The following is a 25,940-nucleotide window of genomic DNA, read 5'->3' on the forward strand; positions in this document are numbered from 1 at the left end:
CATGTCACTGCTTGAGAAGTTCGAACGCTACCCCCTCACCTTCGGCCCGACGCCGATCGAGCATCTGCCGCGACTGACGGCGGCGCTCGGCGGAAAGGTCGCGATTTACGCCAAACGCGACGACTGCAATTCCGGCCTCGCCACGGGCGGCAACAAGCTCCGGAAGCTTGAGTATATCGTGCCCGACGCAATCGCTTCGGGCGCCGATACGCTGGTCTCGATCGGCGGCGTGCAGTCGAACCACACCCGCATGGTCGCCGCCACTGCTGCCAAGATCGGCATGAAATGCGTCGTCATCCAGGAAAAATGGGTGCCGCACTATGATGCGGTCTATGACCGCGTCGGCAACATCCTGATGACACGGCTGATGGGGGCGGACAGTCGACTCGTCGACGACGGTTTCGACATCGGTATTCGGAAGAGCTGGGAAGATGCGATCCAGTCGGTTAAGGATGCCGGCGGCAAGCCCTACCCGATCCCGGCCGGCGCCTCGGTGCACAAGTATGGCGCACTCGGCTACGTCGGCTTTGCCGAAGAGGTGGCGGCACAGGAAAAGGAGCTCGGCTTCACCTTCGACTACATCGTCGTCTGCGTCGTCACCGGCTCCACCCAGGGCGGCATGATCGTCGGCTTTGCCGCACAGGACCGCGCCAATCGGGTGATCGGCATCGACGCATCGGGCACGCTCGAGCAGACCCGCTCCCAGGTTCGAAAGATCGTCGACTCGACGGCCGAACTGGTTCGCCTCGGCAGGGCGATCCGCGAAGACGAGATCGTGATCAATCCCGATTACGCCTATCCCGCCTATGGCGTACCATCAGAGGAAACCAACGAGGCGATCCGGCTCGCGGCTCGCACCGAAGCGATGATTACCGACCCTGTCTATGAGGGCAAATCCATGCAGGGGATGATCGACCTTACCCGCAAGGGATTCTTCCCGGAGGGGTCTCGCGTTCTCTACGCCCACCTCGGCGGCGCACCGGCGCTCAACGGCTACAGCTACTACTACAAGGACGGCTGAGTCCTTGGCCTAGACTGTCACCTTACGTCCTTCTCCATCGGAACCTGGCGATGACCGACACGACCCATCTGAAGACCATTGAAAAGCGCCTGCTCTGGCTCTCCCACTGGATGATCCATCACGCCAACCACATCCGGCCGAAGGTCGACGGCATCAAGACTGGGGGGCATCAGGCCAGTTGCGCCTCGGTCGTCTCGATCATGACCGCGCTCTATTTCTCGGCGCTCAGGCCGGAGGATCGTGTTGCCGTCAAGCCGCATGCGGCGCCGGTCTTCCACGCGATGCACTATCTGATGGGCCGACAGACGCGCGAGAAACTTGAGAACTTCCGCGGCTTTGGCGGGGCGCAGAGCTATCCGAGCCGGACCAAGGATGTCGACGATGTCGATTTTTCGACCGGCTCCGTCGGTCTCGGCGTCGGCATCACCGCGCTCGCCTCGATCGTCCAGGATTTCGTCCGTGCCAAACAATGGGGCGAGGGCAAGATCGGCCGCATGGTCGCGCTCGTCGGCGATGCCGAGCTTGACGAAGGCAACGTCTACGAGACGCTGCAGGAGGGCTGGAAGAACGCCCTCAGGAACTGCTGGTGGATCATCGACTATAACAGGCAGTCGCTCGACGGGATCGTGCGCGAGGGCCTGTTCGAGCGCGTCGAGAAAATCTTCGACGCCTTCGGCTGGGACGTGGTGCGGGTGAAATATGGCGTGCTACAGCGCGCGGCCTTTGCCGAACCGGGCGGCGAGAAGCTGCGCGACTGGATCGACGGTTGCTCCAATCAGGACTATGCGGCGCTGACTTTCATGGGCGGTGCCGTCTGGCGCAAACGGCTTGCCGACGATCTTGGCGACCAGGGTGACGTCTCGGCGCTCATCGACCGGCGCAGCGATGCCGAGCTTTCAGCGCTGATGGAGAACCTCGGTGGCAACTGCGTCGAGACGATGGCCGAAACCTTCGCAGCGATCGACCATGATCGGCCGACCTGCTTCCTTGCCTATACCATCAAGGGCTGGAGCACGCCGATTGCCGGCCACAAGGACAATCACGGTGGCCTGATGACGACGACCCAGTTCGCCGAATGGCAGGCGCATATGGGTGTCGGGCGCGGCGAGGAATGGGAGCCTTTCGCCGGAGTGGCGGATCGTCAAGCGCTCCAGGCGTTCCTCGCCGCGGTCCCTTTCTTTGCCGAAGGCATACGCCGCCACGCCGAGCACCGACTCGAGGTGCCGCCGATCGCGTTTGAGACCCAGCGCGAGGTGTCGACGCAGATGGCCTTCGGCAAGATCCTCGACGATCTCGCCAAGGGCAAGTCGGACCTGGCCGAACGCATCCTCACGACGTCGCCCGATGTCACCGGCACCACCAGTCTTGGCGCCTGGGTCAACCGGCGCAAGCTCTTTGCCCGCCAGCCGCTCGCCGACGCCTTCATCGAGCACCGCATTCCATCGACGGCAAAGTGGGAGTTCACGCCGGAGGGCCAGCATGTGGAACTCGGCATCGCCGAGATGAATCTGTTCCTATTGCTCGGCGCCGCCGGCCTCAGCCATTCGCTCTTCGGGAAAAGGCTGATCCCGATCGGCACTGTCTATGACCCCTTCGTCTGCCGCGGCCTCGATGCGCTCAACTATGCCTGCTACCAGGACGCCCGCTTCATGATCGTCGGCACGCCCTCGGGCGTGACGCTGGCGCCCGAAGGCGGCGCGCACCAGTCGATCGGCACGCCGCTGATCGGGATCAGCCAGGACGGACTGGCAGCGTTCGAACCAGCCTTTGCAGACGAACTCGCCGTCATCATGGAATGGGCCTTCGACTACATGCAGCGCGATGGCGACAACGATCCGGACGAGCGCACCTGGCTGCGCGACGAGACCGGCGGCTCCGTCTATCTGAGGCTCACCACCAAGCCGCTCGAACAGCCGCTGAAGCGCGTCGACGATGATTTTGGCCAGGGTTCAATCGACGGCGCCTATTGGCTGCGCAAGCCAGGGCCAAACTGCGATGTCGTCATTGCCTACCAGGGTGCGGTGGCCGACGAGGCGATTGCCGCTGCCGGACTTATAGGCGAGGTCCGCCGCGACATTGGCGTGCTCGCCGTCACCTCGGCTGACCGTCTCAATGCCGGTTGGACGGCCGCCCAGCGCGAACGCGCCCGTGGCAACCCCCGTGCGAAAAGCCATATCGAGCGGCTGCTCGATCCGCTGCCCGGCCACTGCGCGATCGTCACCGTGCTCGATGGTCATCCGGCAGCGCTCTCGTGGCTCGGTGCCGTCGCCGGCCACCGCACCATCGCGCACGGCGTGGAACATTTCGGCCAGACCGGCACGATCGGCGATCTCTACCGCCACTTCCGGCTCGACCGCAACGCGCTCGCGGCATCCGCAATGGCGCTGACGGCAGGCCGGCGAACCGCTGCCGGACAAGCGGCTCTCCTCTTCCCATAGTTCAGCAATAGCCGTCCGAACTATCGAAGACGCACCATCATGCGCCGCGGACCCCGCGGCCAGAGCATGCGTGCGCCTCTCAAAATCCAGAAGCGTCACCCGAAGAAGGCGCCGCTTGTCGGGGAACAATCACTCCGCTCTCAAGGAAAGGAAACCTAAGAATGCGAAAGATGAGAATCCTGGCTGCCACACTCCTGGCTTTGGCGGCGGCCCCGCTTGGGCATGCCCTGGCCGAACCCGTCAAGAATGTCGTCATCGTGCACGGCGCACTCGCCGACGGCTCGAGCTGGCGCAAGGTCTTCGACCTTTTGACCACCAAAGGCTTCACCGTCACGGTCGTCCAACCGCCGATGACCTCGCTTGGCGACGATGTCGCGGCAACCAAACGCATCCTCGACCTGCAGGACGGCCCATCGGTCCTCGTTGGCCACAGCTATGGCGGCATGATCGTCACCGAAGCCGGGACTTCCGAAAACGTCGCCGGCCTCGTCTATGTCGCAGCCTTTCAGCCGGATGCTGGCGAAACTCTGCTTGACCTGGCAGCCAGGAAGCCGGCTGCAACCAAGGGCATCGCGGCAACGGACGACGGATATCTCTATCTCGATCCGGAAGTCTTCGCCGCGGACTTCGCCGCCGACGTTCCCGAGGTAGAAGCCCGTTTCATGGCTCATTCCCAGGTCTTCCCGGCAAAATCTGCCTTCGAGACGAAGATCACGGCACCGGCCTGGAAGGGCAAGAAGAGCTGGGCGCTGATTGCGACCGAAGACCGGGCCATTCATCCGGACTTGATGCGGACGATGGCCAAGCGTGCCGGCAGCGATACGGTCGAGGTCAAGGCAAGTCATGCGGTCTTTCTGTCCCAGCCGGCCGCCGTCGCCGAACTGATTGAGAAGGCGGCGACAGCGCTTTCCGACTGATCGCGAAGATATCCAGGCAAGCGGGCCTCGCAGCGGATCACTGATCCGCTGCGAGGCCTTTTTCTCGCGAAGAACGAAACCGCTAGGCATCAGTCACCGCCAATGGGTTTCGCAAACTCGCTTTGAACCCTGACGCTGTTCCCCAGGGAACTTCAGCGAAACGATCCGCCGGTAGGTTGGCCGCGCCAAACCAAGAGCCGCGAAGGCCAAGAACTCCAGAAGGACCGACCGAATGCGCCTGATTGCCTCCGCCCTCCTCGCTTGCAGCCTTGCGGGCTCCGCCAGTGCCGCCGATCTCATCACCTTCTGGGATAAGCCGCAGCATGGCGGCAACAGCTTCAACCGGCTGCCCCCGGACGACGCCTATTTCAGGGCCTTGGCCGGCTACGGCGCCACCTGGGTGCGCCTGTCCTACGACAAGTGGGAGCCGGCCAAGCGCGACTATCTGATCGGCGACGCCGACAAATACGAAGGCATACCGGCGGCAGACCTCAAGACGCTGAAGGAGACCCTCGACCGGGCCGACAAGGCGGGCCTCAAGGTCGTCATCGCGCCGCTGTCGCTGCCCGGCATGCGCTGGGCGCAGAACAACGGCAACCGGTTCGACGGCCGTCTCTGGCAGGACAAGATCTGGTGGGGCCAGGCAGCAGCCTTCTGGCAGGATCTGGCCCGCGCGCTGAAGGATCATCCCGCGGTCGCCGCCTACAACATCGTCAACGAGCCGGCGCCTGAAAAGAGGAACGGCCTTGCCGAACATGCCGACCGAAAGACGATGCAAGCCTGGTACGGCGACCAGGCGGGCAGCGCCTCGGACCTCAGGGCCTTCTACAAGACGGTAATCGCCGCCATCCGGGCGGTCGACCCGGCAACGCCCATCATGGCGGATGCCGGCTGGTATGCGGCTGCCGACGCCTTTTCCTATTGGCCGGCAGCGCTCACCGACCAGAAGGTGCTCTACAGCTTCCACATGTATGAGCCCTATGCCGCGACCAGCGCACCGAACATGAAGCGCGACAAGCCCTACGCCTACCCCGGCAAGGTGCCCTTCGGCGACGGCGAGGAGACGTGGGACAGGGCCCGGGTCGAAGCCTATCTTGCAGAGCCGGTGCGATGGGCAAAAGACAAGGGCGTGCCGCTCAATCGGCTGGTTGCCGGCGAGTTCGGCTGCATGCGCCTCTGGTCCGGCTGCAAGACCTATCTCGAGGACGTGTTGACCGCGCTCGACAGGGACGATCTGCACTGGGCCTTCTACAGTTTCCGCGAGGATGCCTGGGACGGCATGGACTACGAGCTCGGCGCGAAAAAGGTCGGCTGGAAATACTGGCAGCAGATGGAGGCCAACGAGCGCGACACGACGCCGCGCAAGGCGACCCCGGAGTTCGAGCCGATCAGCCGGCGGCTGCAAGGGACAGATTGACGCAGAACGGGAAAGGCCGGCGCACGCTTGGAAAAAAGCCCAAAACAGCTAGAAGAGGGTGCATTCCTTGCGGGGCCGCGCGAATGGCGAGCACCTGCTGCAACATGAGGCATGCTGGTGCAGACGACCAAGGCGACTAACGCCGAAACACCCAACCGAACCATCTCCCTGTCGCGCACCCTGGCGATCGTGATGGCAGCCCTGGTCGCCCTGACCGCAGCCGTTATCCTCTCGGTCGTCTGGTTCATGTCAGCGGGCACGACCCGCGACCTGCTCGTGCAATCGGCGCATCTCGGCCTGGAGGCGGTGCAGACGCAAATCGGCAGCCGCTTCTCGCCTGTGGAGGATCAGCTCGCCTTTCTGGCGCGAGAGGTCGGTGCCGGCCGCCTCGACCCGAAGGATTCGCCGAAGTTCGAACGCGTGATGACGGGCGCTCTCGCGGCAACGCCGCAAGTTCGAGTACTCTCTTTCGTGAAGCCCAACGGCGATATCATCGGCGTTACGCAGGGTCCAAAGGGTGTCTTTTCCTATACCGACCAGGTCACGAGCGACAACGAGCGCGCGGAGATCGAGGAAGCGCGGCGCAGCGGCACGCCTCACTGGGGGCCCGTCTATTTCGTACCCGATCCGGCGATACGCACGTCAGTCACGAATTTGCAGCAACCGGCAAACCACAACGGTGAATTTGCCGGCGTTTTCCGTGCCACGATAACGGTCGACACCATGTCCGACTTCCTGCGCCAGATTGCCGTCTCGAACCCGGGGGCGACGCCCTTCGTCCTCTACGGCCGCGACCAGGTTCTCGCCCATCCGCTGATGGCCGCGGGACATCCGCTCCTTTCGGCGGAGCATCGGTTGCCGAAGCTCGACGAACTGGGCGACCCTTTTCTCGCCGCACTGTGGAAAGAACCGGCCGAGACCTTCGACGATTCGGACATGGAGATACGCGCGGTCAAGCTCGGGGACGACGGACGGGTCGTCCTGACGCGCGAGATCCGCGGCTACGCTCCCTCTCCGCTCATTATCGGTGTCGAGGTTCCGATCGAAGCGGTCGAGAAGCCGGTGTGGGACCTGCTGCGGGCCGGCATTGCCGGCCTCGCGGTGCTGTTCGTCGCGATCGTCATCGCGTGGGTTGTCGGTCGCCTGATCGTTCGCCCGGTCACCAGCATGGCGCGTGAGGTCCGTGCCGTCGGCATGCTCGATTTTGCCGCTCTGCGGCCGCTTCCCGGCAGCCTCTTCACCGAACTCGACGAGCAGGCTAAGGCCTACAACACGATGCTGACTGGGCTGCGCTGGCTTGAGACCTATGTGCCGAAGAAGCTCGTGCGCCACCTGATCGGTCGTGAGGACCTGGCATCCACCCAGCGCACCGTCACCATCATGTTCACCGATGTGGTCGATTTCACCGCGACGGCAGAAAAGACCAGCGCCGGCGACGTGGCGGCACTGCTCAACAGCCACTTCGATCTGCTCGGCCACTGCATCGAAAGCGAAGGCGGCACCATCGACAAGTTCATCGGTGATTGCGTCATGGCCTTCTGGGGCGCACCCGACGCGCAAATGGACCATGCAGATCGGGCAATCCGGGCAGCGCGGGCGATCGCCAAATCGATCGCCAGCGACAACGCCGAGCGACGCCTAAAGGGCCTGCCGCCCCTCAGGGTGCGCATCGGTATCCATTCCGGGTCGGTCGTTGCCGGCAATATCGGCATGACCGGTCGGTCGGCCTATACGATCGTCGGCGACACGGTGAACGCCTGCAACCGGCTGGAGCAGCTCGGCAAATCGATCGCGCCAAGTGAAGAGGTAATGATCCTCCTGAGCGGCGAAACCTTCGGTCTGGTGGCTGATGACGATCGCTCCGATCTCGCCCAGCTCGGCAAACATTGTCTGGCCGGCCGAAGCGAAGAGACCGAGATCTACAGGCTTCAGACACAATAGGCCCCGCGCCGACACGAGCCGGCGCGCAGACCTCCGGGCCATCATGATGCGTAACGCCTATTGGCCGGCGGCCCGGCGGTTCGGCTCGGTCCCGTCAACCGCCTCGCGGACCTGCCTGCGATCGCGACGCAGGGTCTCGAAACAATCGTTGCCGAACCATTCAAGCGACGCGTCGACCGACGGCTCATCGGCGATCTCCGTCAGGAACCGTTCGTAGTCCACAACCCCTTCGAAGAGCGGCGTCATCCCGCGCCGGCTGCCGGCCGCGGCATAGACATTGGCCGGCTCGAAGACGGAAAGTTCTGCCCGGCCGACGATGTTCTTCAGGTGGTAGTGGCGAATGTGCGGTTTCATCGCACGGTGCACGGCGACCGGGTCGTCGCCGCCTTCCCAAACATGCAGCGTGTCGAAATTGATGGCGAAGGAGGGATGGTCCACCTCTTCGATGAGCCGCATCGTCGAGGCCGCCGTGTCGGCGAGCGTCTTCGGATGCGTTTCGACAAGCAGCTGGATGCCGTAGCTTGCGGTAATGGTGCAGATCTCCTTCAGGCGCTCGACAATCTCCCGCCGCTCGTCAGCGCTGACGTCAAGGCTGCCACGGCTTCCCGCGAAGGTGCGGATCTTGCGGGTGCGCCACCGGCGCGCCAGTCGGCAAAGCTCGACCGCCTTGTGCCGCAGCGCTTCCACGTCGCCGTCGAGCGGCAGGTAATCGCTGATCATCGGCACCGAGAGGCCGTAGCCGTCGAGCCATTCGGCGTTGCGATCCGCGCGCGGCGAGAGGTTGCGCGCATGCGCGCCCCAGAGTTCGATACCCTGGAAGTCGTTGGCCTCGGCCCAGGCGGCGATCTCGTCGAGCGAGATCAGATGGTGGCGGAAAGTGATGGTGCAGAGCGAAACTCTCATCGCGCAATTCTCTTCAAGGGACGGATTTCCTGGGGGATGGCAAGATCGCACCAGAGATCGAAGACCTCTGCGAGCTTGACCTTCAGCTTCGTCTCCAGCCGGTCGGCTTCGTCGAGACGCTCGATGACGGCGCCCAACAGCGAGCGATCGCCTGTCTGGGCGAGCTTCATGCAGGCGTAGTGCAGCGTCTTCAGCGACTGAACCAGCGCCTCGATCTCCCCGCACCAGCCCTCGAACTCGGCGGCCGGCAACTTCAGCGCCCGCCAGTAGAAGGCAAAGCCGTGCTCATAGGCGTATTTTCGGATGGTGATAACAGGCAGTTCCCGCACCGCGGCGCCGAGATCAGTGAGTGCGACACCGTTCGTCCCGTCGAGATGCGCGGCGACTATCGCTCTGACGGCATCGACCAGCGGATTGCGGTCCCGGACGAAGCAGGCCTCGAAATAGGCCCTCAGATCTTCGGCAAACGGCGCGCGCGCCTCGGCATTGTCGAAGACATAACCGCCGCCGACAGTCGGCTGCATGATGGCGTGAACGACCTTCTCGCGGGCAATCTCGCCCTCCCAGCGATAGTCGGGATCGTGCACGAACCATGTGTCGGGATCGGCCGTTTCCTGCAGCATCAGATAGTGCGGGAAGGGGTTCTGGTTGAACTTGTTCTCCCGCTCCGGCAGGTGGAACATGTCGAGCATGACCATGACCGAGCCGGTTTCGCCGCGCTGTTTCATCAGCCCGAGCAGCACTGCGAGGTTGTCGAGCTTGGTGCGCTGCGGATCGTACCACTCGACGACGGAAACGCCGTAAAGCCGCTCGAACCAGCCACGGAAGAATTCCTGGGTGATATCGGGCGCATGATAGAGAAGCTCGAAACGCTCGCTGACCGCGAACTTCGCGTCCCAGACACCGAAATAGAACGGCCGCTGATCGAGCCCGTTTCGCTTCAGGCCGTCCGAGACGCAACTGACGAAGCAATGGACCTTGATGTCGTAATAGGCCTCGCCGTGCACCCCCTCGTCGGTCGGCCCGCCGGTGAGCGGAAAGGCGGGCACGATGGCGGCGGTCGGCTTCGGCACATAGAGCGCGACGAGATCGGCGACCGTTTCGATCTCCCGTTTTGCGATCGCCTCTTCCGGCACCGACAACCCGTATTCGAGCTCGAGATTGAGGAAGATTTCGAGGATCAGCACGGAGTCGAGATAGAGATCTTCGTTGAGACGGGCATCGAGGCCGAAGCCGTCCATATGTCCATGCGCCATTTTGTCGGTCAGGACGGCCTCGATCGCCGCCAGAACTTCGCTTTCGGTCATGATGCGGCTCCCGCAATCGGTTTGTTGAATTCGCCTGCCAGATGACGGGCCGCGACATCGCGGCGGCTGATTTTGCCGTTCGCCTGGCGCGGAACTGCATCGATCTGCAGGATTTCCATCGGCAACTGGTGAGATGCGAGGTGTCGGCTGCACCATTCGCGCACGGCCTGCGGCGCCACCGGCGCCTCGGCGCTAAAGAGCAGCGCCACGCGCTCGCCGGCAAAACGATCGGCCTTGCGGAAGGCCACGGCGTCGGTGACCGCCGGCATCGCCATGACGGCATCCTCCACGTCTTTCGGATAGACGTTGAGGCCGGAGACGTTGATCATGTCGTCCAGGCGGGAAACGAAGACCAGCATGCCGTCGGCGCGCCGGTAGCCGAGGTCACGCGTGTGGATCGGCGCGCCGTCGCCGTTGCTAACGACGATCTCACCCGCGTCCTCGGCGGTGTTGCCGGTGGCGGCGATCAGATGCGGCAGGACGAAGCCCATGTCACCGGCGGAAGTCACATCCAGATTGATGGCGATGCAGCCGGATTCCGAGCAGCCATATTGCTGGAACATGAACCGGCTCTTGGCGCGAATGTCGGCAAACCACGGATCGGGAAGCAGCGTGCCCGACGTCATCGTCGCGTGGATCTGTTCGCCCGCGGGCGTCAGCCGCGCCAGCGTGTGCAGGATCGCCGGCGAGGAATAGAGCAGCGGCCGTTCGATCTCGCGCAGCACCTTCAGGAGATATTTCGGGTTCGCGGTGTTGACGATGACCGGCGTCTGCCCACGCTTCAGCGCCACCAGGATGCCGCAGATCAGCCCGTAGGAATGGGTGGTCGGGCAGGCGACGACCGGCGTCATGTCCTCCGGTTCGCGGAAGGTGGCGACATAGCTTTCGATCTCGGCATCGATTTCCGTCCAGTTGCGCGCCACGCATTTCGGCGCGCCCGTCGTTCCGGAGCTCATCTGCAACAGCGTGCCCTCAGCCGAAAGCAGGTCGGATGGTTCGAGAACTTCGGCCGTCAGGCTGTTGTAGAACAGCCGGTCGCAGCCGGCGCCGATCGCGAGCTTGCGCGCGGCCGGATAGGGTGTGCCCGGATGGATCGGCAGCACGCTCGCGCCCGCCTTGCGGATGGCAAAGAACAGAGCCAGCCAATCGACCGTCTCCGAGAAGCAGACGGCGTAGCGGCCGGTGTCCTGTGCGCCAAGGCCGATCTCGGCTGCGAGTTCGGCCGATCTGGCGCTGAAATAGGCCTCGTCATAGAGCCTGTCATCGATACGGATCATGGCTTTCTCCTTCGTTGAAGCATCCTTGCGGCCAAGGCGTTTGCCACCTCGTGGTGGTATTCCGGCTTGAGCGCGAGCAGCTTCCTCGTCATCAGGGATTCGGTCAGGATGCGGGGCTGGTCGCAGCCGAGCTGCGCCAGCCGCTCCGTCGCGCCGTGCTCCGCCTCGTAGGCGGCAAGCACGGTTTGAACGCGCTGCCAGAAGAGCGTTTCCGGCAGGTTGTAGCAGTGGTCGAGAAGGTGGGAGATCTCACTCAAATTGTAGACGAACAGCGTGTCCATCACCAATTCGCGCAGCGAATCCAGGTTGTCCGTCCAATAGAACTGGTCGGGCTCCGCCTCCCGGTAGATCGGCTCGAGCGACAGGAAATCCGGCGCCTTTTCCGGCGCGCGCAGAAAGCCCGGCGAAAACTCGATGCTCTCGTGAAAATCGCGCAGGATCAGCCGGGCCGGCCAGCCATCGCGATGGACGAGCAGCATGTTCTGCCCGTGCGCTTCTACCGCAAGCCCATGGTGCACCAGCAGGTGCCAGACAGGCAGGACCGCGACTTCAATCAGGCGGTTGATCCAGGGCATCAAGCCGAAGCGCTGGATCCAGTCGTCGGCGAAGGCACGCCCGTCCGCTTCGACCATCATCAGCGCGTTGAAGGGAATGACGGCCTCGCCGGAGCCAAGCGTCGCTTCCGCGTTCTCGCGCCAGATGGCTGCGACCTGTCCGGCCAAAGGGCCGTCGCTGTCGGCTATGATGCCGGCATATTCCTGCAGGACGGTGAGCGGATAGCGGTCGCGAAAGGCCGGATCTCCGGCAACCATCTCGGCGATCCAGCGCGAGATCACCGGCGCCGTGCAGACCGAATGCGGCTCAAGGGTACGGCGCGACGAGGTGTTGACGATGTTGAGCGGCAGCTTGACGCTCGCGGCCAACGGTCGGTCCCGGTTCAACAGGGATCGGACCGACTGCGTCGCCGTGTATCGGTCCCCCGCCGGGCCGAGGCAAAGGGCTTCGCCCGCGGCGATCCAGCCAGAAAGCTGTCTCTCACGGAGTTCGCGCCATTGCCAGGGATGCAGCGGTACGAGACCGAACGCATCAGGCGAAACACCGCGCTCTTGCCGCTTCGCCCGGAGTTCGGACCAGGTTTCCTCCCCCAGTTCCGCTTCCCAGAAGGCATCCTCGTCACCGGGGATCGCGCAGCGAAGATGCTTGCGCGCCACGAGAAGCCAGACGAGCTGGAACGCTCCTCCCATTTCGGGCCCATAGGCTGCATGGTCGGCGACGGAAAAGCCGGTACGCGCCTTGTAGCAGGGATGATAGGGATGGCCCTCCTCAAGCGCTCCCTCCAACTCCGCAAATGACAAAGCGCGGCGCAGCCGCGCCGGTACCTGACGCTCGTTCCAGGCGCTGAAGGCGATCGTCTGCGTGAGTTCGTTGAGCAGCTTTCCGCGCGTCGGTCCGCTGCCCGGCAGGACGGATACCAGCTGCGCCAGCGGCGGCACGACCCAGCCGTCCGCATCATCGCGCATCTCTACCGATCCGGCAGCCAGCCGGAGCCGGCCAAAGGGGCCGATGGCGCCGTGGCAGCGGAACTGCCGGCCGCCGATCGACCAGTGGAAGGTGGTGACATCCCCGTCCGTGTGCTCGCTGGCCTCAACGATACCTTCGAACAGCAGCGCGGCAACGAGCTGGCGAAGCACCCGCTCGTCCGGGCGGCCATTGAGATCAAGAGGCAATGGCATGGTCGGTCCTCGGCGCAGTCAGAACAGCCGGCGCCCTCAGCGGGTTCGGCACGGGGCGATAAAGGGACGGCGCGTTGCTGGATTGCAGTTCGTCGACGTCGTAGAGACGCGTCGTCAGGTTGGCCTTGGAGACGATCGTCGGCATGTCGAGCACGTGACGGGCAAAGTCACGCCCGGCGCCACTCATTCGGGTGGCATAGCGCTCGAGATGCGCGCGCAGTTCGCGCAGGAGCAGGCTCTCGTCGCAGAGCCCGTCATGGCCCATGCGGCTGATCACCGAGAAGACCTGATTGACGATCAGGTAATAGGCGAAGCGATCCCGAATTTCGCTCTCGGCAAAATAGAGGGACGCGATCGTTTGCGTCTCGGGCACATGGCCGGCAATCAGGCTGCGGTACCGCTCCGAGAGATAGAAGCCCTGATTGTCCCGATAGTAGCTGACGGACGGATAGCCGGTGCCGACGTCCAGCAGGCTGTTTTGCTGGTGGGCTTCGAGCGCTATACCGTAGTCGTCATAGAGGCGGATCAGCGGCTCGACGGCGCAATCGAGATACCGGCGAAACCAGAGGTGCGTCGCATCGAGCAGGCTCTCGCCCGTGCGGGCGGCGACCGTCCGAACCAGCCGTTCGAGGCGCGAAACCAGCCCCGGTAGCGGATCGGCCGTCAGGGCCGCGACGGTGACGACGCCCCGCCCGCCGCCGTCCGCAAATGGGTTCTCCCGCAGGATGACTTCAAAGCCGCTCTCGCTGCGTCCCGGCAGCTCGAGCGTGATATAGGCGGGGTCTTGAATGATGCGGAAGTTTCGCGAGCGTTCGGCAAAACCGATCCGGTCAATCAGCTTCGCCATTGCGACACCCGCTTCGAGCTCCTGACGACGATTGAGACGCACGGAGTTGGTGATGCGCACGGGCAGGGAAAATTTAAGCATCCAGCCGGCATCGGCGCCGTAAACCGTGCGCACCGACGAGGTCGCGGTAAAGGCCGGGCCGGCGGGGCCGAGATGCCGCAGCCGCCCCTCCCCCAGCATGCCGCGGATATCGGGATCAAGCAGCAGGGCTTCAGCCTGAAGCGGATGCATTGGCAACAGATAATCGTCGTCGCCGAGCGCGATCCCGTTGGCATCCGGCCCGACGAGGGACCGCACGATCTCGGGCGCTGCAACCGCGCGCGCGCAATCGTGCCTGATATCGCCGCGTTTTGCCGCGAAGTAGTGCAGTTTGAACTGGCCGCCCAGTTCCGGCGCGTAGCTTTCCTGCTGCCAATAGGTCATGCCCTGGCGGCTCTTCGGCGTCGGGTGCTGCCAATGGCCAAAGACGAGTGACTGCTCCGCTTCGATGAAATGGTCGCCGTCCGCCGGCTCCGGCGCGGCCCTGTCGATGTAGAGCGCCGTCTGCTGGTAGCTTTCGAGCACGCGCATCAAGAGTTCGAGCTCGAAGCCGCGCAAAACGTCGGCCTTGGCCTCGTCGACCTGGCGGTAGCATTCGTGCACCAGGATATGGAGGGCCGATATCAGTTCAATCTGGCGCCAGGTGGCGTCGGACACGCCCCTGCCCCAGACCCTGCCGAAATGGTGTGGGCCGCAGAGCGACGGCGACGTCACCTCGGCGCGCAGGATCATCTGCTGCCTGGGAAGAGACCATTCCACGCAATCGACGGCGCCGCCTGCGGCGCGATGCATGGCCCGGATGCCCGGATTGACTTCGCGCAGGTAGCAGTTTGCGAAGCTTTGAAAGGTGGCGATTTCTGCGATTTGCCTAGACGATTGCATCCTGATCCTCGGCACGCGACACGCATAGCCGCGCAATTGCGTTGGGCGCTTTCGACCAACACATTGAATTTTCTTGTCGGAACTAGCTTGCGAGCGGTTCGCTTAGCCGGCGGGCTGCCAGGCAAGCGGATCGGGCTCTTCCCGGAACGCGAAGCGCAGAAGATGGCTTTCGATCACCGATTTCGTGTCCGCAAGGTTGGCGTCATCGGGTGAGCGGGCGCGGATGCTCAAGCCTTCTGATGTGGCATGGAGGTAGCCGGTGCCGCAGGAAAACCTGAGCTCGGCGCGCGGGCCCTCCTGTTCGACGTCGACCTTGTGGGCGAAATGCTTGCAGAGCTGCGTCAGGTATTTCTGGCCGTCTTCCGTCGCAAAATGGGTGGTGGCTTCTTGCATCTGGAACTCCTGTTTCGGCTTTCGCTTGCGTGGGCGGCGCTTGGGTGGCCGCCTCCGCTTGTTGAGGCAACGGCCACCTGGAGGCGGCGGCCGTTGCGGTCGCGGACGCCCTAGAAAGTCGCCTTGGCGGTCAGGATGAAGGAACGGCCCGGCTCGTAGAGCGGCGTCACCGTTCCGAACTCCTGACCGTAGGTCGCCCGGTCCGAATAGGTTTCGTCGAAAATGTTCTTCAGTTCGGCGCGCAGCAACAGGTTCGGTCGCTCCGGCGGCACGTATTCGACAAAGGCGTTGAAGACCTGGTAGCCCTCGAAGGGCTTGCTGCCGTCGGCAACGTCGTCGTAGTCGAGCGCAATTTCCGCGTCGGCCCCGAAAGTGACGCCCCAGTCCGTCAGCGTGTGGACCGCTTGCAGCGTGATGATCTGGCCGGCCGGCGCGGCCAGATAGGTGCCGAGATCAGAATCGGCAGGCTTGCCGTCGATCTCGACGTCGATATTGGCGTATTTCACCTTGAAAAAGCCATCGCCCCAGCTGTAGCCGGCGCCGATCTCGAAGCCGCGCGAGCGGACGTCATGCGCTTCGATCCCGCGCGTGACCGCATAACGCGGCGTGCGCGCGTCATCGATATCGGTCTGGAAGACGCTGCCCTCGACGGTGAAGTCGTTGTAGTTCGCCTCCAGGCCCAGGATATAGTTGTCCGCCGTCACCGGCTTCGGACCGCTGCCATAGTTCCAGTTGGGATTCATGATGAAGTTTTCGGCGAGCGGAATGCCTGCCCAGACGTGTGAATAGCCCGCCTTGGCGGTCAGCAGGTCCTCGATGAGGTCGTACTCGCCCGAGACGTTGCCGCTGAGGCCCGAATTGTTCCACTCTTCTCCCGTCGTCCCGGTAAACTGCTGCGTGTCGCCGCGCGCACCGAAGGAGAGCCGCGTTCTCTCCCAGGGCTCGAGCCGGGCCTGGGCATAGATGCCGACATTGCGCGCCTTCTCGGTGCTGGCATCGAACATGTCGTCGAGGTCAGCCTTGTCGTCATAAAAGTCAACGCCGGCAATGACGCTACCCATGTCGAACGAGAACTTGTTCTCGAACTTGCCGTTGAAGCTGCTCGTGGTGCCGGTGGCGGGATAGGGCGGAATGTTGAGGCGCGGCGGCAGGATGATCGGAATTTCGACCTCCGTCCTGGAGTAGGCGAGCATCAGCGTTGGATCCCACCAGCCCTCCGGCGTGCTGTCGGTATAGGTAAACACCGTGTTCTGCCGGTCGAGCATGTAGTCGCGCACGCGCGGCTCCCATGGTGGGCGTCCGTCGATAAAGCCGATATTAGCGCGAAACGGACGCGGCGCGTCGTCGCGAATGCGGTCGTGGCTGATCTCGAAACGGTCGCCGCTGTCGAACTCGTAGGCAAGCTTGCCAAGCCCGCTCAACACGTCTGTCGAGGTGCCTTCCACGTCCTGCCCGTTGCCGGCGGTGAAATCGTTGCCGTTGCCGAAATTGAAGTAGCCGAGAAACTCGAGCCCGTCGCGCATGCCGTATGCGGAGATCCCGGTCGTCACCGTGTCGCTGTTGAAATTGTAGCTCGACGTGACAAAGCCGCCGAAGCCGTCGCCATCGAGCAGATCGCGCGCGTCGATCGTCTCGTAAGCAATCGCGCCGGCAAGCGCCCCGGGACCGGCATCGGCCGGCGCAACGCCGGCATCGACGTTGACGGCCTTCAGCAGGCCGGGGTCAATGAGATTGGTGCCGTTGTGGTGGAAGACCTTGTTGTTCTGTCGGCCGCCGTCCATCGTCACGGCGAGGCTGGTTTCCTCGATGCCGTGGACGTAGACCTTCTGCGACATCGGCAACGAGCTGCCGACCGAAATGCCGGGCTCGCCGGAAAACACGTCGGCAATGTTGGCGGGGTTCTTGCGCTTCAGGTCTTCCGACGAGATGACGATCTCGCCGGCGCCGAGCGGCCCGGCACCGAAGGCCGAAATCGGATCGAGCACCGTTGCTCCGTCCGCAGCGACAGCAGCGCTGCCACCCGCCGACACGGCCGAGCCGACCAGCGCGGTGCCGCCCGATATCCTGTAGGAAATGCCGGTGCCCGACAAAAGCCGGGCAAGCGCCTGGTCCGCCGTCATCGTTCCGCTGACCGTCGCCGAGCGAAGCCCCTGCGAGGTGGAAGCCGCCAGGGTCACCTGCAGGCCGGACTGCCGCCCGAAGGCGTTGAGCGCGGTGGAAAGCGGCTGCGACGGGATGTCGAAGCTGCGGGCGTTGCTGACGCGCGACGTGGTCTGCTGGGCGGAGGCCGTGGAAACGGGCATCAGCGCGAGGGAGGAAAACGCGGCGATCGCCGTCGTCGTCAGCAGGCGCCGTCTTTCACGGCGACGTCCCGTATCGAATTTCAGATGTCCCTTGCGGCATTTCGGCGAACGCATTTTACCCCCGTCTCGGCATTCCACGCGGCCTTGCGGGCGCGCGTTTCCAACCAAAGACGACCGGCCCCGGATTTTTTTTCACCGGCGCGCGATTTTTTCCTGATTTTTTTACTCCAATTAAAACCGCGTCAGGATGCGGCCATAGGGGGTCACCTCGCGTACCTTGCCGCCGAAAGGCTGCACCAGCGCCTGGAGCGCCCGATCCGGATCCTTCAGATCGTAGACGCCGGTTACACGCCGCCCTGCCAGATCCGGCTGCGGAATGGAAATCCAGGCGGAATGGTAGCGCTGCAGCCGCTCGGCGGCAGCGGCGACCGTGACATCATTGACGAACATCCTGCCGCTTCGCCAGGCGCCGATATCATCCGCCGCGATCGCGCTTCGCAAGACTGCGCCGGTCGCATGGCTCACCGTCGCCATTTCTCCCGGGGCCAGTTCGAAATTCTGCTTGTGCGCGTTTGCACTATAGGAGACGGCCACCGTGCCGTGCGCCAGCTCGACGGTCGTCTCCGTGCTCGCCAGCTGCACATCAAACGCAGTCCCCAGCACGGACACCTCGACGCCACCCGCCTCAACGACAAAGGGACGCGAGGGATCGCGGGCGACGTTGAAATAGGCTTCGCCCTTCAGCAGCCTGACATGGCGGGTGCCGGCGCTGATGTCGGTGGCGATGGCGCTGCCGCCGCCCATTTCGATGATCGTCCCGTCCGCAAGCGTAATCGTCCTGTTTTGCGCCGTCTCGGTCACGTGATCGGCCTGCCACCACACGAGAAGCGACGGCAGGGAGACGAAGAGGACGAGGCAGGCAGCAAGCGCCAGCGCCACGCCGGCGACCAAGCCGCCCGTTCCCATCCGGCGACGTTGGCGGACCGGTGGCTCGACGAAAACGGACGGCCTTGCCCCACGCCATAGATGCTCGTGCACCGGCGGCACCTCACCGAGCAGCTGCCAGGTCCGCAACGCCGTCTGCCAGGCTTGGCCATGCAATTCCGACTGGCCCAGCCAGGCGCGGAACCGGGCTTGCGTGTCGCGACAGTTCGGGCGCGCCTTCAGCTCGAGGAACCAATCCATGGCCTCTTCGAGCAGCGCCTCCGATATGTGGTTGTCCTTGGTCAAAGCCCTGCCTGCCGCTTGGATGTTCGACGCCCTAGCACTTTGTTTCTGTAGCCCCCAACCCCGTCAAGCGGCGTCACCGGGAAGCGGGACGCTTCCGTGGTACTTTCGCTCTGTCATAAAGACGACCAGCACCCGATTTTTTTTCACACGGGGACCCCTGAAATTCTAGGAGGCCCCACCCGCAAGCGTTGTCGCAACCCGCATCATGGCGGCGCGCACGTGGCGGTGCGCCGTCGCGACGGAGATGTCGAGATGGGCGGCGATCTCTTCGAGGGTGTAGCCGCCGAAACGGTGCATCTCGAGCGCGACCCGCACTTCCTCGGGAAGGTCTTCGAGAATGCCGGAGATGCGTCTGATTTCGTCGCTGACGAGAATGATGTCCTCGGGCGTCGGCACCTCGATCGGCATCGACCAGAACGGCGGCTCGCTCTGCTCTTCCCGCGCTTCGATCTTGCGGCGCTTCAAGAGGTCGAGGGACAGGTTGCGGACGATCTTGTAGAGATACGCGAGCGAAAGCCCGGACGGTCCGGCAGAAGGCGGATTGCCGGTGTTTGCCGGCGCAAATCGAATGAAGGCCTCCTGCACGATATCTTCGGCCGTTTCCCGCGATCCGACGATCCGCGTGGCATAGGCGACCAGGGCAGTACGGTTGGCGAAATAGACCTGATGGCGCGTATCGATGTCGACCACTGTGTCTGATCCGATCATATAATTTCGATTTGGCGCGGCGTGCGCACCCCTGCCGAGAGGCGATCTATGGCCAAGGGACCAATCGAGCGCCGTGTCTCTTAGCACGCAGAAATAAACTTGTCTGTAATACTCATGTTAAAATTTCAAGGCTGGCGAATGCGGGGTGTGAGCGGGCGCGCGGGGGCCGCCGGAACGCAGTTCCCGGACCAGATCGATCAGGGCACGCAATTTCGCCGGTACGTGCCGGCGGCCAGGAAAATAGAGACATAGCCCATCGTAGGGCGGCGTCCACTCTTCCAGCACCGGAACCAGACGCCCGGCCTCGACGTCGTCGCGGACGTGATGATCGGAGAGATAGGCCAGTCCCACCCCGCCGAGAGCCGCCTGAAGCATGAGTTCGCTGTCGTCGAGGATGAGCGGTCCCGGCGCATCGATTTCGACGCTTTCCCCGCGCCGGGAAAACTCCCAGTGATAGATCCTGCCGCTTGCCATGCGCGCCCGGATGCAGGCGTGCTGCCTCAGATCGCCCGGCAGCAGCGGCACCGCTCTTTCGCGAAAATAGTCCGGCGAACCCACGACGATCATGCGCGACTGAGGCACGACCGGAACGGCGACCATATCCGGAGGAACCGCCTCGGCGAGACGAAACCCGGCGTCGAAACCGAGCGCTACGATATCCACCAGCGCATTGTCGGTCGCAACCTCCAGCGCCATCTCTGGATATCGCCTCAGATACTCGATCAGTAGCGGCCGCAAAACCATCTTCGCCGCTCCCGGGGAGGTGTTGAGCCGCAGCATGCCGCTCGGTCGTGCCTGAGACTCCGTCGCCCGCTCGACGGCGCCGTCGATGGCGGCAAGAGCCGGCAGGATCTCGGCAACGAAAGCCTCGCCTGCCGTCGTCAGCGCCACCGATCGCGTCGTGCGGTTGAACAGGCGCACATTGAGGCGCGCCTCCAGCGCCAGGACCGCATGGCTCAACGACGAGGACGAAACCCCGAGTTCCCGGGCAGCGGCCCGAAAGCCGCCGAGCCGCGCGATTGCCGCCACCGCCTCCAGTTCGGACAGGCTCGCCTTCATTGCGCTATTTTCCTCATCAGAGTGTCTGTGATTGATGATCTTATCCTGACGATCGTTCCGATGCATATCCTTTTCATCGCAACAGGAAATCGGACGATGAAGATCATTGAGCAGATATATGTCGATGGCGCTTTCGTTGCGCCTCACGGCGACGAGCGCTTCGCGCTTTTCAATCCCGCCACGGAGGAAAAGATCGGCGAGGTCCGGCTGGGCGACAATCGGGATGCGCACGCGGCCATTGCTGCCGCGAAACGGGCCTTCCCGGCCATGCGGCAAACGACACCGGCCGAACGCATCGCCATGCTGCAAACGCTGGCGAAGGCTGTCGCCGCCAACGCCGATGCGCTTCGTGCGGCCATGACCATCGAATACGGCGCGCCGCAGTCGTTCCTCGCATTCTCCGTGCCGCACGCCGCGAACGTGTTCGACGTCGCGGCAAGGACCGTGGCCGACTACGCCTTTACCCGTCGTATCGGCAATGCGGAGGTGGTGATGGAACCCGTGGGCGTGGCCGCGGCAATCACACCCTGGAACAGCAACATCGGCTTCATCTGCACCAAACTCGCCACGGCGATCGCGGCCGGCACGACCATCGTGATCAAGCCGTCGGAGATGAGCGCTATCCAGACCCAGGTGCTGCTCGAAGTCTTGCACGAAGCGCGACTGCCCGATGGCGTCCTCAATGTCGTCAACGGCTACGGCCACGTGGTCGGCGCGGAACTCAGCCGGCATCCCGACATCGCCAAGATCACCTTCACTGGCTCCACCACGACCGGTCGGGAGATCCTGCGCAATGCAGCGGAAAGCTTCAAGCGCGTGACGCTCGAACTGGGCGGAAAAGGGCCGCAGATCCTGCTCGATGACGCGGACCTCGACCGGGCGATCCCGCATGTTCTGGCATCGGCCTTCCGCAACAGCGGGCAGGCCTGCATCGCCGGAACCCGGCTTCTTGTTCCGAAGCGAAGACATACGGAGGTGATATCGCGCCTTGCGCACGCCGTTTCCGCGCTGCGACCCGGACCTTCGAGCGATCCGGCCTCCGACATCGGCCCGATGGTGAGCGCCCGGCAGTGGGAGCGTGTCCAGGCCTATATCCGCCTGGGGCAGGAAGAGGGTGCGACGCTTCTTGTCGGCGGCGAAGGCCGGCCGGAAGGGCTGCAACGGGGATGGTTCGTCCGCCCGACCGTCTTTTCCGGTGTGACCAACGACATGCGGATTGCGCGCGAGGAAGTCTTCGGCCCCGTGCTCAGCGTTCTTTCCTACGAAACGGAAGCGGAAGCGATCGCGATTGCCAACGACACGGAATACGGATTGCAGTCCTACGTTCTTGGCACCGACGCCGAACGTATGCGCAGCATCGCCCGACAATTGGAGGCGGGGCGCGTGGTGATCAACGAAACCCCGGCCGACGCTCAAGCGCCCTTCGGCGGGTTCAAGCAATCCGGCATCGGCCGCGAATTCGGTCCCTTCGGCCTCGACGCCTTCCTCGAACCGAAGGCGATCATCGGGTGATGGCTCGCCCGGACGGCTCGACCCGACGGGTCGTCCGGGCGAGGGTCAACCCCACGCTCGGCAAGGCCAAAAAGATCGCGGCGGCCCCCTTTCGAAGGCCGCCGCGTTTCTCGTCACGGTCGGATGAGCCCGGGCGTTATGCCGGCAGTTGCTCTTCCTTGGTCTTGACCAGGCTCCAGACAACACCCGAAGCGATGATCGCGAAGGTGACACCGAGCGACAGGGCCGCGGGGAACTTCTCTAGCCCCAGGAGATCGGCGACGAAGATCTTCGAACCGATGAAGATCAGGACGACGGCCAGCGCCGGCTTCAGGTAGCGGAAGCGATGGATCATGGCAGCGAGCGCGAAGTAGAGGGCGCGCAGGCCGAGGATAGCGAAGATGTTCGAGGTGTAGACGATGAACGGGTCCGTGGTGATCGCGAAGATCGCGGGAACCGAGTCGACGGCGAAGATCACGTCGGCCACCTCGACCATGACGAGCGCCATGAAAAGAGGCGTGATGAACCAGGTCATCTTGCCGGTCTTCGGGTTGACGAGCTTCACGAAGAAGCGCTCGCCGTGATGTTCCTCGGTGACGTTGAAACGGCTGCGCATGAAGCGCACGAGCGCGTTGTCCGAAACGTTGGGCTCGGCCTCCTTCATCACCAGCATCTTGATGCCGGTAAAGACCAGGAACGCAGCGAAAATATAGAGAACCCAGGAGAATTCGGCGACGAGCGTCGCGCCGACGCCGATCATGATCGCGCGCAGCACGATAACGCCAAGGATACCCCAGAAGAGAACGCGGTGCTGGTAGATGCGCGGGACGGCGAAGAAGGAGAAGATGAGGGCGATGACGAAGACGTTGTCGAGCGCCAGGGTCTTTTCGACGACGAAGCCGGTCATATAGGCAAGGCCGGACTCGGCACCGAGATACCACCAGACGAAGCCGCCGAAGCTCAGGCCGAGGGCGATATAGAAGGCGGAAAGCTTGACGCTTTCGGCAACGTTGATCTCCTTGTTCTCCTTATGGAGAATACCAAGGTCGAACGACAGGATAGCGATCACGAGGGCGAAAAAGCTCGCCCACAGCCACAGTGGCGTTCCCAGCCACACTACAGACATGAAGGAAAAGTCCACAGACGGGTCCCCAATCGGCACATGTTGTCGGAATAAGGTCCGACATCGCAAGAGTGCCGAAGCTCTCGCCAGAGGGGCCCGGACCAGCGGGTTAGGCGGCAGATAGGAGCTCGGTTTTCCGGTATCAAGGGAGGCCTATGATTTTTTTCAAGAACTCGGCCGCGCTTGCTGGCAGCCGAGCCCTGGTGGTCAAAATCGATCCCGGCAAACTCTGAGGTTGAACCGTGACGGTAGAGAATCCGACTGAAGTACCCGCGTTCGCCTGGCGCGGCGCATTTGAAAACAAGGAACTGAATACCCTGCACGCCGAATGCTTCGAGCACGCCTTGACCGATGACGACTGGTGGAGCCAGGTCAACCGCTTCAGCCTCGGCTGGGTCACCATGCGGATCTCGGGCGCACTGACAGGCTTCGTTAATGTCGCCTGGGACGGTGGCGTGCATGCTTTCCTGCTCGATACGATGGTGACGCTACCGTTGAGGCGTAAGGGTTACGCCACGCTGCTCGTCGAAGAGGCCGTAACGCACGCCAAGGCCTCGGGCTGCGAATGGCTGCATGTAGACTTCGACCCGCATCTGCGCGAATTCTACGTCGACCGGTGCGGTTTCGTGCCGACGGATGCCGGTCTCATCCAACTTCGATAAAAAAATTCTCCAGCGTCTGGCCTTTGAGCATGGTCGTCCTCGCAGCCAAGTCGATGTGGTGGCTTGATAAACTTCCTATATAAGCGAACACGACGTTCGAGGTTTCCGCCAAGACAAGGACAGATTTGATGACCGAAAAATCCCCCGCTGACAATTTCCCCGCCGGCTATGACGTTCCCAAGGTCTGGACCTGGGACAAGGGCAATGGCGGCGCGTTTGCCAGCATTAACCGTCCGACCGCCGGCGCGACGCGCGATCAGGATCTGCCCGTCGGCAAGCATCCGTTGCAGCTTTACTCGCTGGCGACGCCGAACGGCGTGAAAGTCACGATCATGCTCGAAGAGCTGCTGGCGGCCGGCCATAAGGACGCCGAATACGATGCCTGGCCGATCCGGATCGGAGACGGCGACCAGTTCGGTTCTGGCTTCGTCGACGTCAACCCGAACTCCAAGATCCCGGCGCTGATGGACCATGCGCCCAAGGGCGGCGGCGCGCCGGTGCGCGTGTTCGAATCGGCCTCGATCCTCACCTATCTCGCCGAGAAATTCGGCGCCTTCCTGCCGAGCGAGCTTCGCGCCCGCACAGAGACCTTGAACTGGCTGTTCTGGCAGATGGGCTCGGCACCGTTCCTCGGCGGCGGCTTCGGCCATTTCTATGCCTATGCGCCGATGAAGATCAAATACGCCATCGACCGCTACGCGATGGAGGTGAAGCGCCAGCTCGACGTGCTCGATCGCCATCTCGCGGAGAACCGCTTCCTCGCCGGCTCGGAATACACCATTGCCGACATGGCCACCTGGCCCTGGTATGGCAATCTGGCGCTCGGGCAGGTATATGGCGATGCCGGTACTTTCCTCGAGGTTCAGAGCTACGAGCACGTCCAGCGCTGGACGGCCGAGATCGCCGCCCGGCCGGCCGTCAAGCGTGGCCGCATGGTCAACCGCTTGAGCGGCAACCCGTCCGAACAATTGCATGAGCGTCACGACGCTTCCGACTTCGATACGAAGACTGAGGACAAGATCGTCGAGAAGCAGACCGCCTAAGGAGAATAGAATGGCCAAGCTGGCTGATATGACGAAACACCGGGGTTTTCCCTACGCCATGCCGGGCACGGGCATCCAGTTCGTCATCCGTCGGGCCAACCCCAAGGGAGCAACGCCGATCAAGGCGTTGCCCCGCCATGCCCGGCCCGGCTCCGGGGCGCACCGCATCGATGCGGCCTTCCTCCACGCCCTCTGGCATCATTTCGGCGCGGAACCATTCGAGCGCGGCAATCTCGATGCCGCCCGGCTGAACCTCCTGTTCGGACGCGAGGTGCTGCCGGTCGACAAGGATTTCGATCCCGTGTCCTACGAAGCATTGCTCGTCATCAACGAGAAGGTTGCCCGGCAAAGCTTCCCGGAATCGTTCGTCGACGTATTCGAGGTGTGATGTCGGCGGCGGCTGGCCGCTCCAACTGTTTGAGGTGGCGCACCGCCTGCCGGTGCGCCACCTCACTTTCTTAAATCACGCGCGGAGTGCGCCCGTCATCCGCAACACATCCTCGAGCGGGACGAGGCCCTTCATCGCACCGCTGCCGGTAACAGGCTCGCCATCCTCGATCGCCACTGCGAAGCGGAAGGCCGGATCGGCCTCGATGCGCTGGCGCAGCGCGTGGATGCGCGGATAGTTGCGCGCATAGTCCTTCGGATCGATCGCCTCATGGAAATCGACCCAGCGGGCCACGCCGGCAAAGACCGCATCGGCAAGCGTCGGGCGGTCGCCGATGAGGTAATCGCTGTCGCCCATCATCGCTTCGAGCTGCTTGTGACGCTTGGCGACGAATTCGCGGCCGAAGGCGCGCAAGGTTTCGCGGTATTCCTCCGTGGCGTCTTCGGATTCCAGCGCCACCCACATCGAGAAGAACGCGCCGGTAAAGCCGGTGTTGAGGAAGGCGATGAACTGGTGCATGCGGTCCGCCTCGAAAGTGCCCGGGGCGAAGCTGATGCGACGCTCCTGATCGCGCCCCTCCAGCCATAAGGCGATCGCCATGGTCTCGGTCAGCACGTCGCCCTTGTCGGTCACGAGAGCGGGCGTTTCGACCCGACCGTTGAAGCGCTCATAGGCGTCGGTGCGCATTTCCCCGAGCATGTCGACGCGGGTGAGGCGATAGGGCTGGCCGAGCCATTCCAAGGCGGTGACCAGGCCGGCGGAACTTCCGAGTGGAAAGCCTGAGGTGAAGATCGGTTCAGAGACACTGTGCATGATGT

The 25,940-nt window shown here is 63.4% G+C and carries 21 protein-coding genes; 9 read left to right on the forward strand and 12 right to left on the reverse strand.

Annotated elements, in window-relative coordinates; translation table 11 throughout:
• The first annotated feature begins 1 nt into the window (after position 1).
• The 5 genes from IB263_RS13810 (at position 2) to IB263_RS34710 (ending at position 7,734) form a co-directional block, all read left to right on the forward strand.
• The gene (locus IB263_RS13810; protein WP_034787590.1) at positions 2-1,021 is read left to right on the forward strand and encodes a 1-aminocyclopropane-1-carboxylate deaminase; all 1,020 of its coding nucleotides are present in this window, start codon (positions 2-4) and stop codon (positions 1,019-1,021) included.
• Between the two features lie 50 nt (positions 1,022-1,071).
• Positions 1,072-3,459: a 1-deoxy-D-xylulose-5-phosphate synthase N-terminal domain-containing protein gene (locus IB263_RS13815; protein ID WP_060585551.1), complete on the forward strand. Its 2,388-nt coding sequence runs from the start codon at positions 1,072-1,074 to the stop codon at positions 3,457-3,459.
• Between the two features lie 161 nt (positions 3,460-3,620).
• Positions 3,621-4,376, forward strand: a complete 756-nt coding sequence (locus IB263_RS13820) for an alpha/beta fold hydrolase (RefSeq protein WP_060517720.1) — start codon at positions 3,621-3,623, stop codon at positions 4,374-4,376.
• A 232-nt stretch (positions 4,377-4,608) separates the two neighbouring features.
• A complete protein-coding gene (locus IB263_RS13825; RefSeq protein WP_034787610.1) occupies positions 4,609-5,793 on the forward strand; it encodes a glycoside hydrolase family 5 protein in 1,185 nt (394 codons plus the stop codon).
• 117 nt (positions 5,794-5,910) lie between these two features.
• The gene (locus IB263_RS34710; protein WP_159415697.1) at positions 5,911-7,734 is read left to right on the forward strand and encodes an adenylate/guanylate cyclase domain-containing protein; all 1,824 of its coding nucleotides are present in this window, start codon (positions 5,911-5,913) and stop codon (positions 7,732-7,734) included.
• 57 nt (positions 7,735-7,791) lie between these two features.
• Here IB263_RS34710 and IB263_RS13835 read toward each other — a convergent pair whose 3' ends face one another.
• From IB263_RS13835 to IB263_RS13880, 10 genes are all read right to left on the reverse strand, one after another.
• Positions 7,792-8,637: a sugar phosphate isomerase/epimerase gene (locus IB263_RS13835; protein WP_060529013.1), complete on the reverse strand. Its 846-nt coding sequence runs from the start codon at positions 8,635-8,637 to the stop codon at positions 7,792-7,794.
• Complete coding sequence (locus IB263_RS13840; RefSeq protein WP_060585547.1) at positions 8,634-9,944, reverse strand: DUF6005 family protein; 1,311 nt, start codon at positions 9,942-9,944, stop codon at positions 8,634-8,636. The genes IB263_RS13835 and IB263_RS13840 overlap by 4 nt, the downstream gene beginning before the upstream one ends.
• Positions 9,941-11,221, reverse strand: a complete 1,281-nt coding sequence (locus IB263_RS13845) for an AMP-binding protein (RefSeq protein WP_192438611.1) — start codon at positions 11,219-11,221, stop codon at positions 9,941-9,943. The genes IB263_RS13840 and IB263_RS13845 overlap by 4 nt, the downstream gene beginning before the upstream one ends.
• The gene (locus tag IB263_RS13850) at positions 11,218-12,954 is read right to left on the reverse strand and encodes an IucA/IucC family siderophore biosynthesis protein (protein WP_192438612.1); all 1,737 of its coding nucleotides are present in this window, start codon (positions 12,952-12,954) and stop codon (positions 11,218-11,220) included. The genes IB263_RS13845 and IB263_RS13850 overlap by 4 nt, the downstream gene beginning before the upstream one ends.
• A complete protein-coding gene (locus tag IB263_RS13855; protein WP_060582313.1) occupies positions 12,938-14,722 on the reverse strand; it encodes an IucA/IucC family siderophore biosynthesis protein in 1,785 nt (594 codons plus the stop codon). Before IB263_RS13855 ends, IB263_RS13850 begins: the two co-directional genes overlap by 17 nt.
• 102 nt (positions 14,723-14,824) lie before the next feature.
• The gene (locus tag IB263_RS13860) at positions 14,825-15,115 is read right to left on the reverse strand and encodes a DUF2218 domain-containing protein (protein ID WP_034787636.1); all 291 of its coding nucleotides are present in this window, start codon (positions 15,113-15,115) and stop codon (positions 14,825-14,827) included.
• 110 nt (positions 15,116-15,225) lie between these two features.
• A complete protein-coding gene (locus IB263_RS13865) occupies positions 15,226-17,532 on the reverse strand; it encodes a TonB-dependent receptor (protein ID WP_192438613.1) in 2,307 nt (768 codons plus the stop codon).
• A gap of 117 nt (positions 17,533-17,649) precedes the next feature.
• The gene (locus IB263_RS13870; RefSeq protein WP_051659105.1) at positions 17,650-18,648 is read right to left on the reverse strand and encodes a FecR family protein; all 999 of its coding nucleotides are present in this window, start codon (positions 18,646-18,648) and stop codon (positions 17,650-17,652) included.
• A gap of 165 nt (positions 18,649-18,813) precedes the next feature.
• Positions 18,814-19,356, reverse strand: a complete 543-nt coding sequence (locus IB263_RS13875) for an RNA polymerase sigma factor (protein ID WP_034787638.1) — start codon at positions 19,354-19,356, stop codon at positions 18,814-18,816.
• Between the two features lie 117 nt (positions 19,357-19,473).
• On the reverse strand, positions 19,474-20,415 hold the full coding sequence (locus tag IB263_RS13880) for a LysR family transcriptional regulator (RefSeq protein WP_051659106.1): 942 nt from the start codon (positions 20,413-20,415) through the stop codon (positions 19,474-19,476).
• Between the two features lie 96 nt (positions 20,416-20,511).
• On the opposite strand from IB263_RS13880, the gene IB263_RS13885 reads away from it, so the two are divergent.
• Entirely contained in the window at positions 20,512-21,927 is a 1,416-nt protein-coding gene (locus IB263_RS13885) for an aldehyde dehydrogenase family protein (RefSeq protein ID WP_060517859.1), read from the forward strand.
• Positions 21,928-22,063: 136 nt separating this feature from the next.
• On the opposite strand, the gene IB263_RS13890 is transcribed toward IB263_RS13885, so the two are convergent.
• Positions 22,064-23,032 carry a TerC family protein gene (locus tag IB263_RS13890; protein ID WP_210333184.1) on the reverse strand — a complete coding sequence of 323 codons (969 nt, stop codon included), beginning with the start codon at positions 23,030-23,032 and terminating at the stop codon, positions 22,064-22,066.
• Between the two features lie 239 nt (positions 23,033-23,271).
• Between IB263_RS13890 and IB263_RS13895 the strand changes: the two genes are divergently transcribed.
• From IB263_RS13895 to IB263_RS13905, 3 genes are all read left to right on the forward strand, one after another.
• Positions 23,272-23,691: a GNAT family N-acetyltransferase gene (locus IB263_RS13895; RefSeq protein ID WP_034787642.1), complete on the forward strand. Its 420-nt coding sequence runs from the start codon at positions 23,272-23,274 to the stop codon at positions 23,689-23,691.
• 128 nt (positions 23,692-23,819) lie between these two features.
• Positions 23,820-24,734, forward strand: coding sequence for a glutathione-dependent disulfide-bond oxidoreductase (yghU, locus tag IB263_RS13900; protein ID WP_034787644.1), 915 nt, complete (start codon positions 23,820-23,822; stop codon positions 24,732-24,734).
• A gap of 10 nt (positions 24,735-24,744) precedes the next feature.
• Entirely contained in the window at positions 24,745-25,122 is a 378-nt protein-coding gene (locus tag IB263_RS13905; RefSeq protein WP_034787648.1) for a hypothetical protein, read from the forward strand.
• Positions 25,123-25,197: 75 nt separating this feature from the next.
• Here the strand turns inward: IB263_RS13905 and IB263_RS13910 are convergent, their stop codons facing one another.
• Positions 25,198-25,935, reverse strand: coding sequence for a glutathione S-transferase family protein (locus tag IB263_RS13910; RefSeq protein WP_060582312.1), 738 nt, complete (start codon positions 25,933-25,935; stop codon positions 25,198-25,200).
• Between the last annotated feature and the right edge of the window lie 5 nt (positions 25,936-25,940).

The sequence above is a fragment of the Ensifer sp. ENS03 genome (genome assembly GCF_014852035.1).
GTDB lineage: Bacteria > Pseudomonadota > Alphaproteobacteria > Rhizobiales > Rhizobiaceae > Ensifer > Ensifer adhaerens.

Coding starts and splice junctions, on each gene's coding strand:
- IB263_RS13810 (WP_034787590.1), top strand. CDS start 2: ATGTCACTGCTTGAGAAGTTCGAACGCTACCCCCTCACCTTCGGCCCG.
- IB263_RS13815 (WP_060585551.1), top strand. CDS start 1,072: ATGACCGACACGACCCATCTGAAGACCATTGAAAAGCGCCTGCTCTGG.
- IB263_RS13820 (WP_060517720.1), top strand. CDS start 3,621: ATGCGAAAGATGAGAATCCTGGCTGCCACACTCCTGGCTTTGGCGGCG.
- IB263_RS13825 (WP_034787610.1), top strand. CDS start 4,609: ATGCGCCTGATTGCCTCCGCCCTCCTCGCTTGCAGCCTTGCGGGCTCC.
- IB263_RS13835 (WP_060529013.1), bottom strand. CDS start 8,637: ATGAGAGTTTCGCTCTGCACCATCACTTTCCGCCACCATCTGATCTCG.
- IB263_RS13840 (WP_060585547.1), bottom strand. CDS start 9,944: ATGACCGAAAGCGAAGTTCTGGCGGCGATCGAGGCCGTCCTGACCGAC.
- IB263_RS13845 (WP_192438611.1), bottom strand. CDS start 11,221: ATGATCCGTATCGATGACAGGCTCTATGACGAGGCCTATTTCAGCGCC.
- IB263_RS13850 (WP_192438612.1), bottom strand. CDS start 12,954: ATGCCATTGCCTCTTGATCTCAATGGCCGCCCGGACGAGCGGGTGCTT.
- IB263_RS13855 (WP_060582313.1), bottom strand. CDS start 14,722: ATGCAATCGTCTAGGCAAATCGCAGAAATCGCCACCTTTCAAAGCTTC.
- IB263_RS13860 (WP_034787636.1), bottom strand. CDS start 15,115: ATGCAAGAAGCCACCACCCATTTTGCGACGGAAGACGGCCAGAAATAC.
- IB263_RS13865 (WP_192438613.1), bottom strand. CDS start 17,532: ATGCGTTCGCCGAAATGCCGCAAGGGACATCTGAAATTCGATACGGGA.
- IB263_RS13875 (WP_034787638.1), bottom strand. CDS start 19,356: ATGATCGGATCAGACACAGTGGTCGACATCGATACGCGCCATCAGGTC.
- IB263_RS13880 (WP_051659106.1), bottom strand. CDS start 20,415: ATGAAGGCGAGCCTGTCCGAACTGGAGGCGGTGGCGGCAATCGCGCGG.
- IB263_RS13885 (WP_060517859.1), top strand. CDS start 20,512: ATGAAGATCATTGAGCAGATATATGTCGATGGCGCTTTCGTTGCGCCT.
- IB263_RS13890 (WP_210333184.1), bottom strand. CDS start 23,032: ATGTCTGTAGTGTGGCTGGGAACGCCACTGTGGCTGTGGGCGAGCTTT.
- yghU (WP_034787644.1), top strand. CDS start 23,820: ATGACCGAAAAATCCCCCGCTGACAATTTCCCCGCCGGCTATGACGTT.
- IB263_RS13905 (WP_034787648.1), top strand. CDS start 24,745: ATGGCCAAGCTGGCTGATATGACGAAACACCGGGGTTTTCCCTACGCC.
- IB263_RS13910 (WP_060582312.1), bottom strand. CDS start 25,935: ATGCACAGTGTCTCTGAACCGATCTTCACCTCAGGCTTTCCACTCGGA.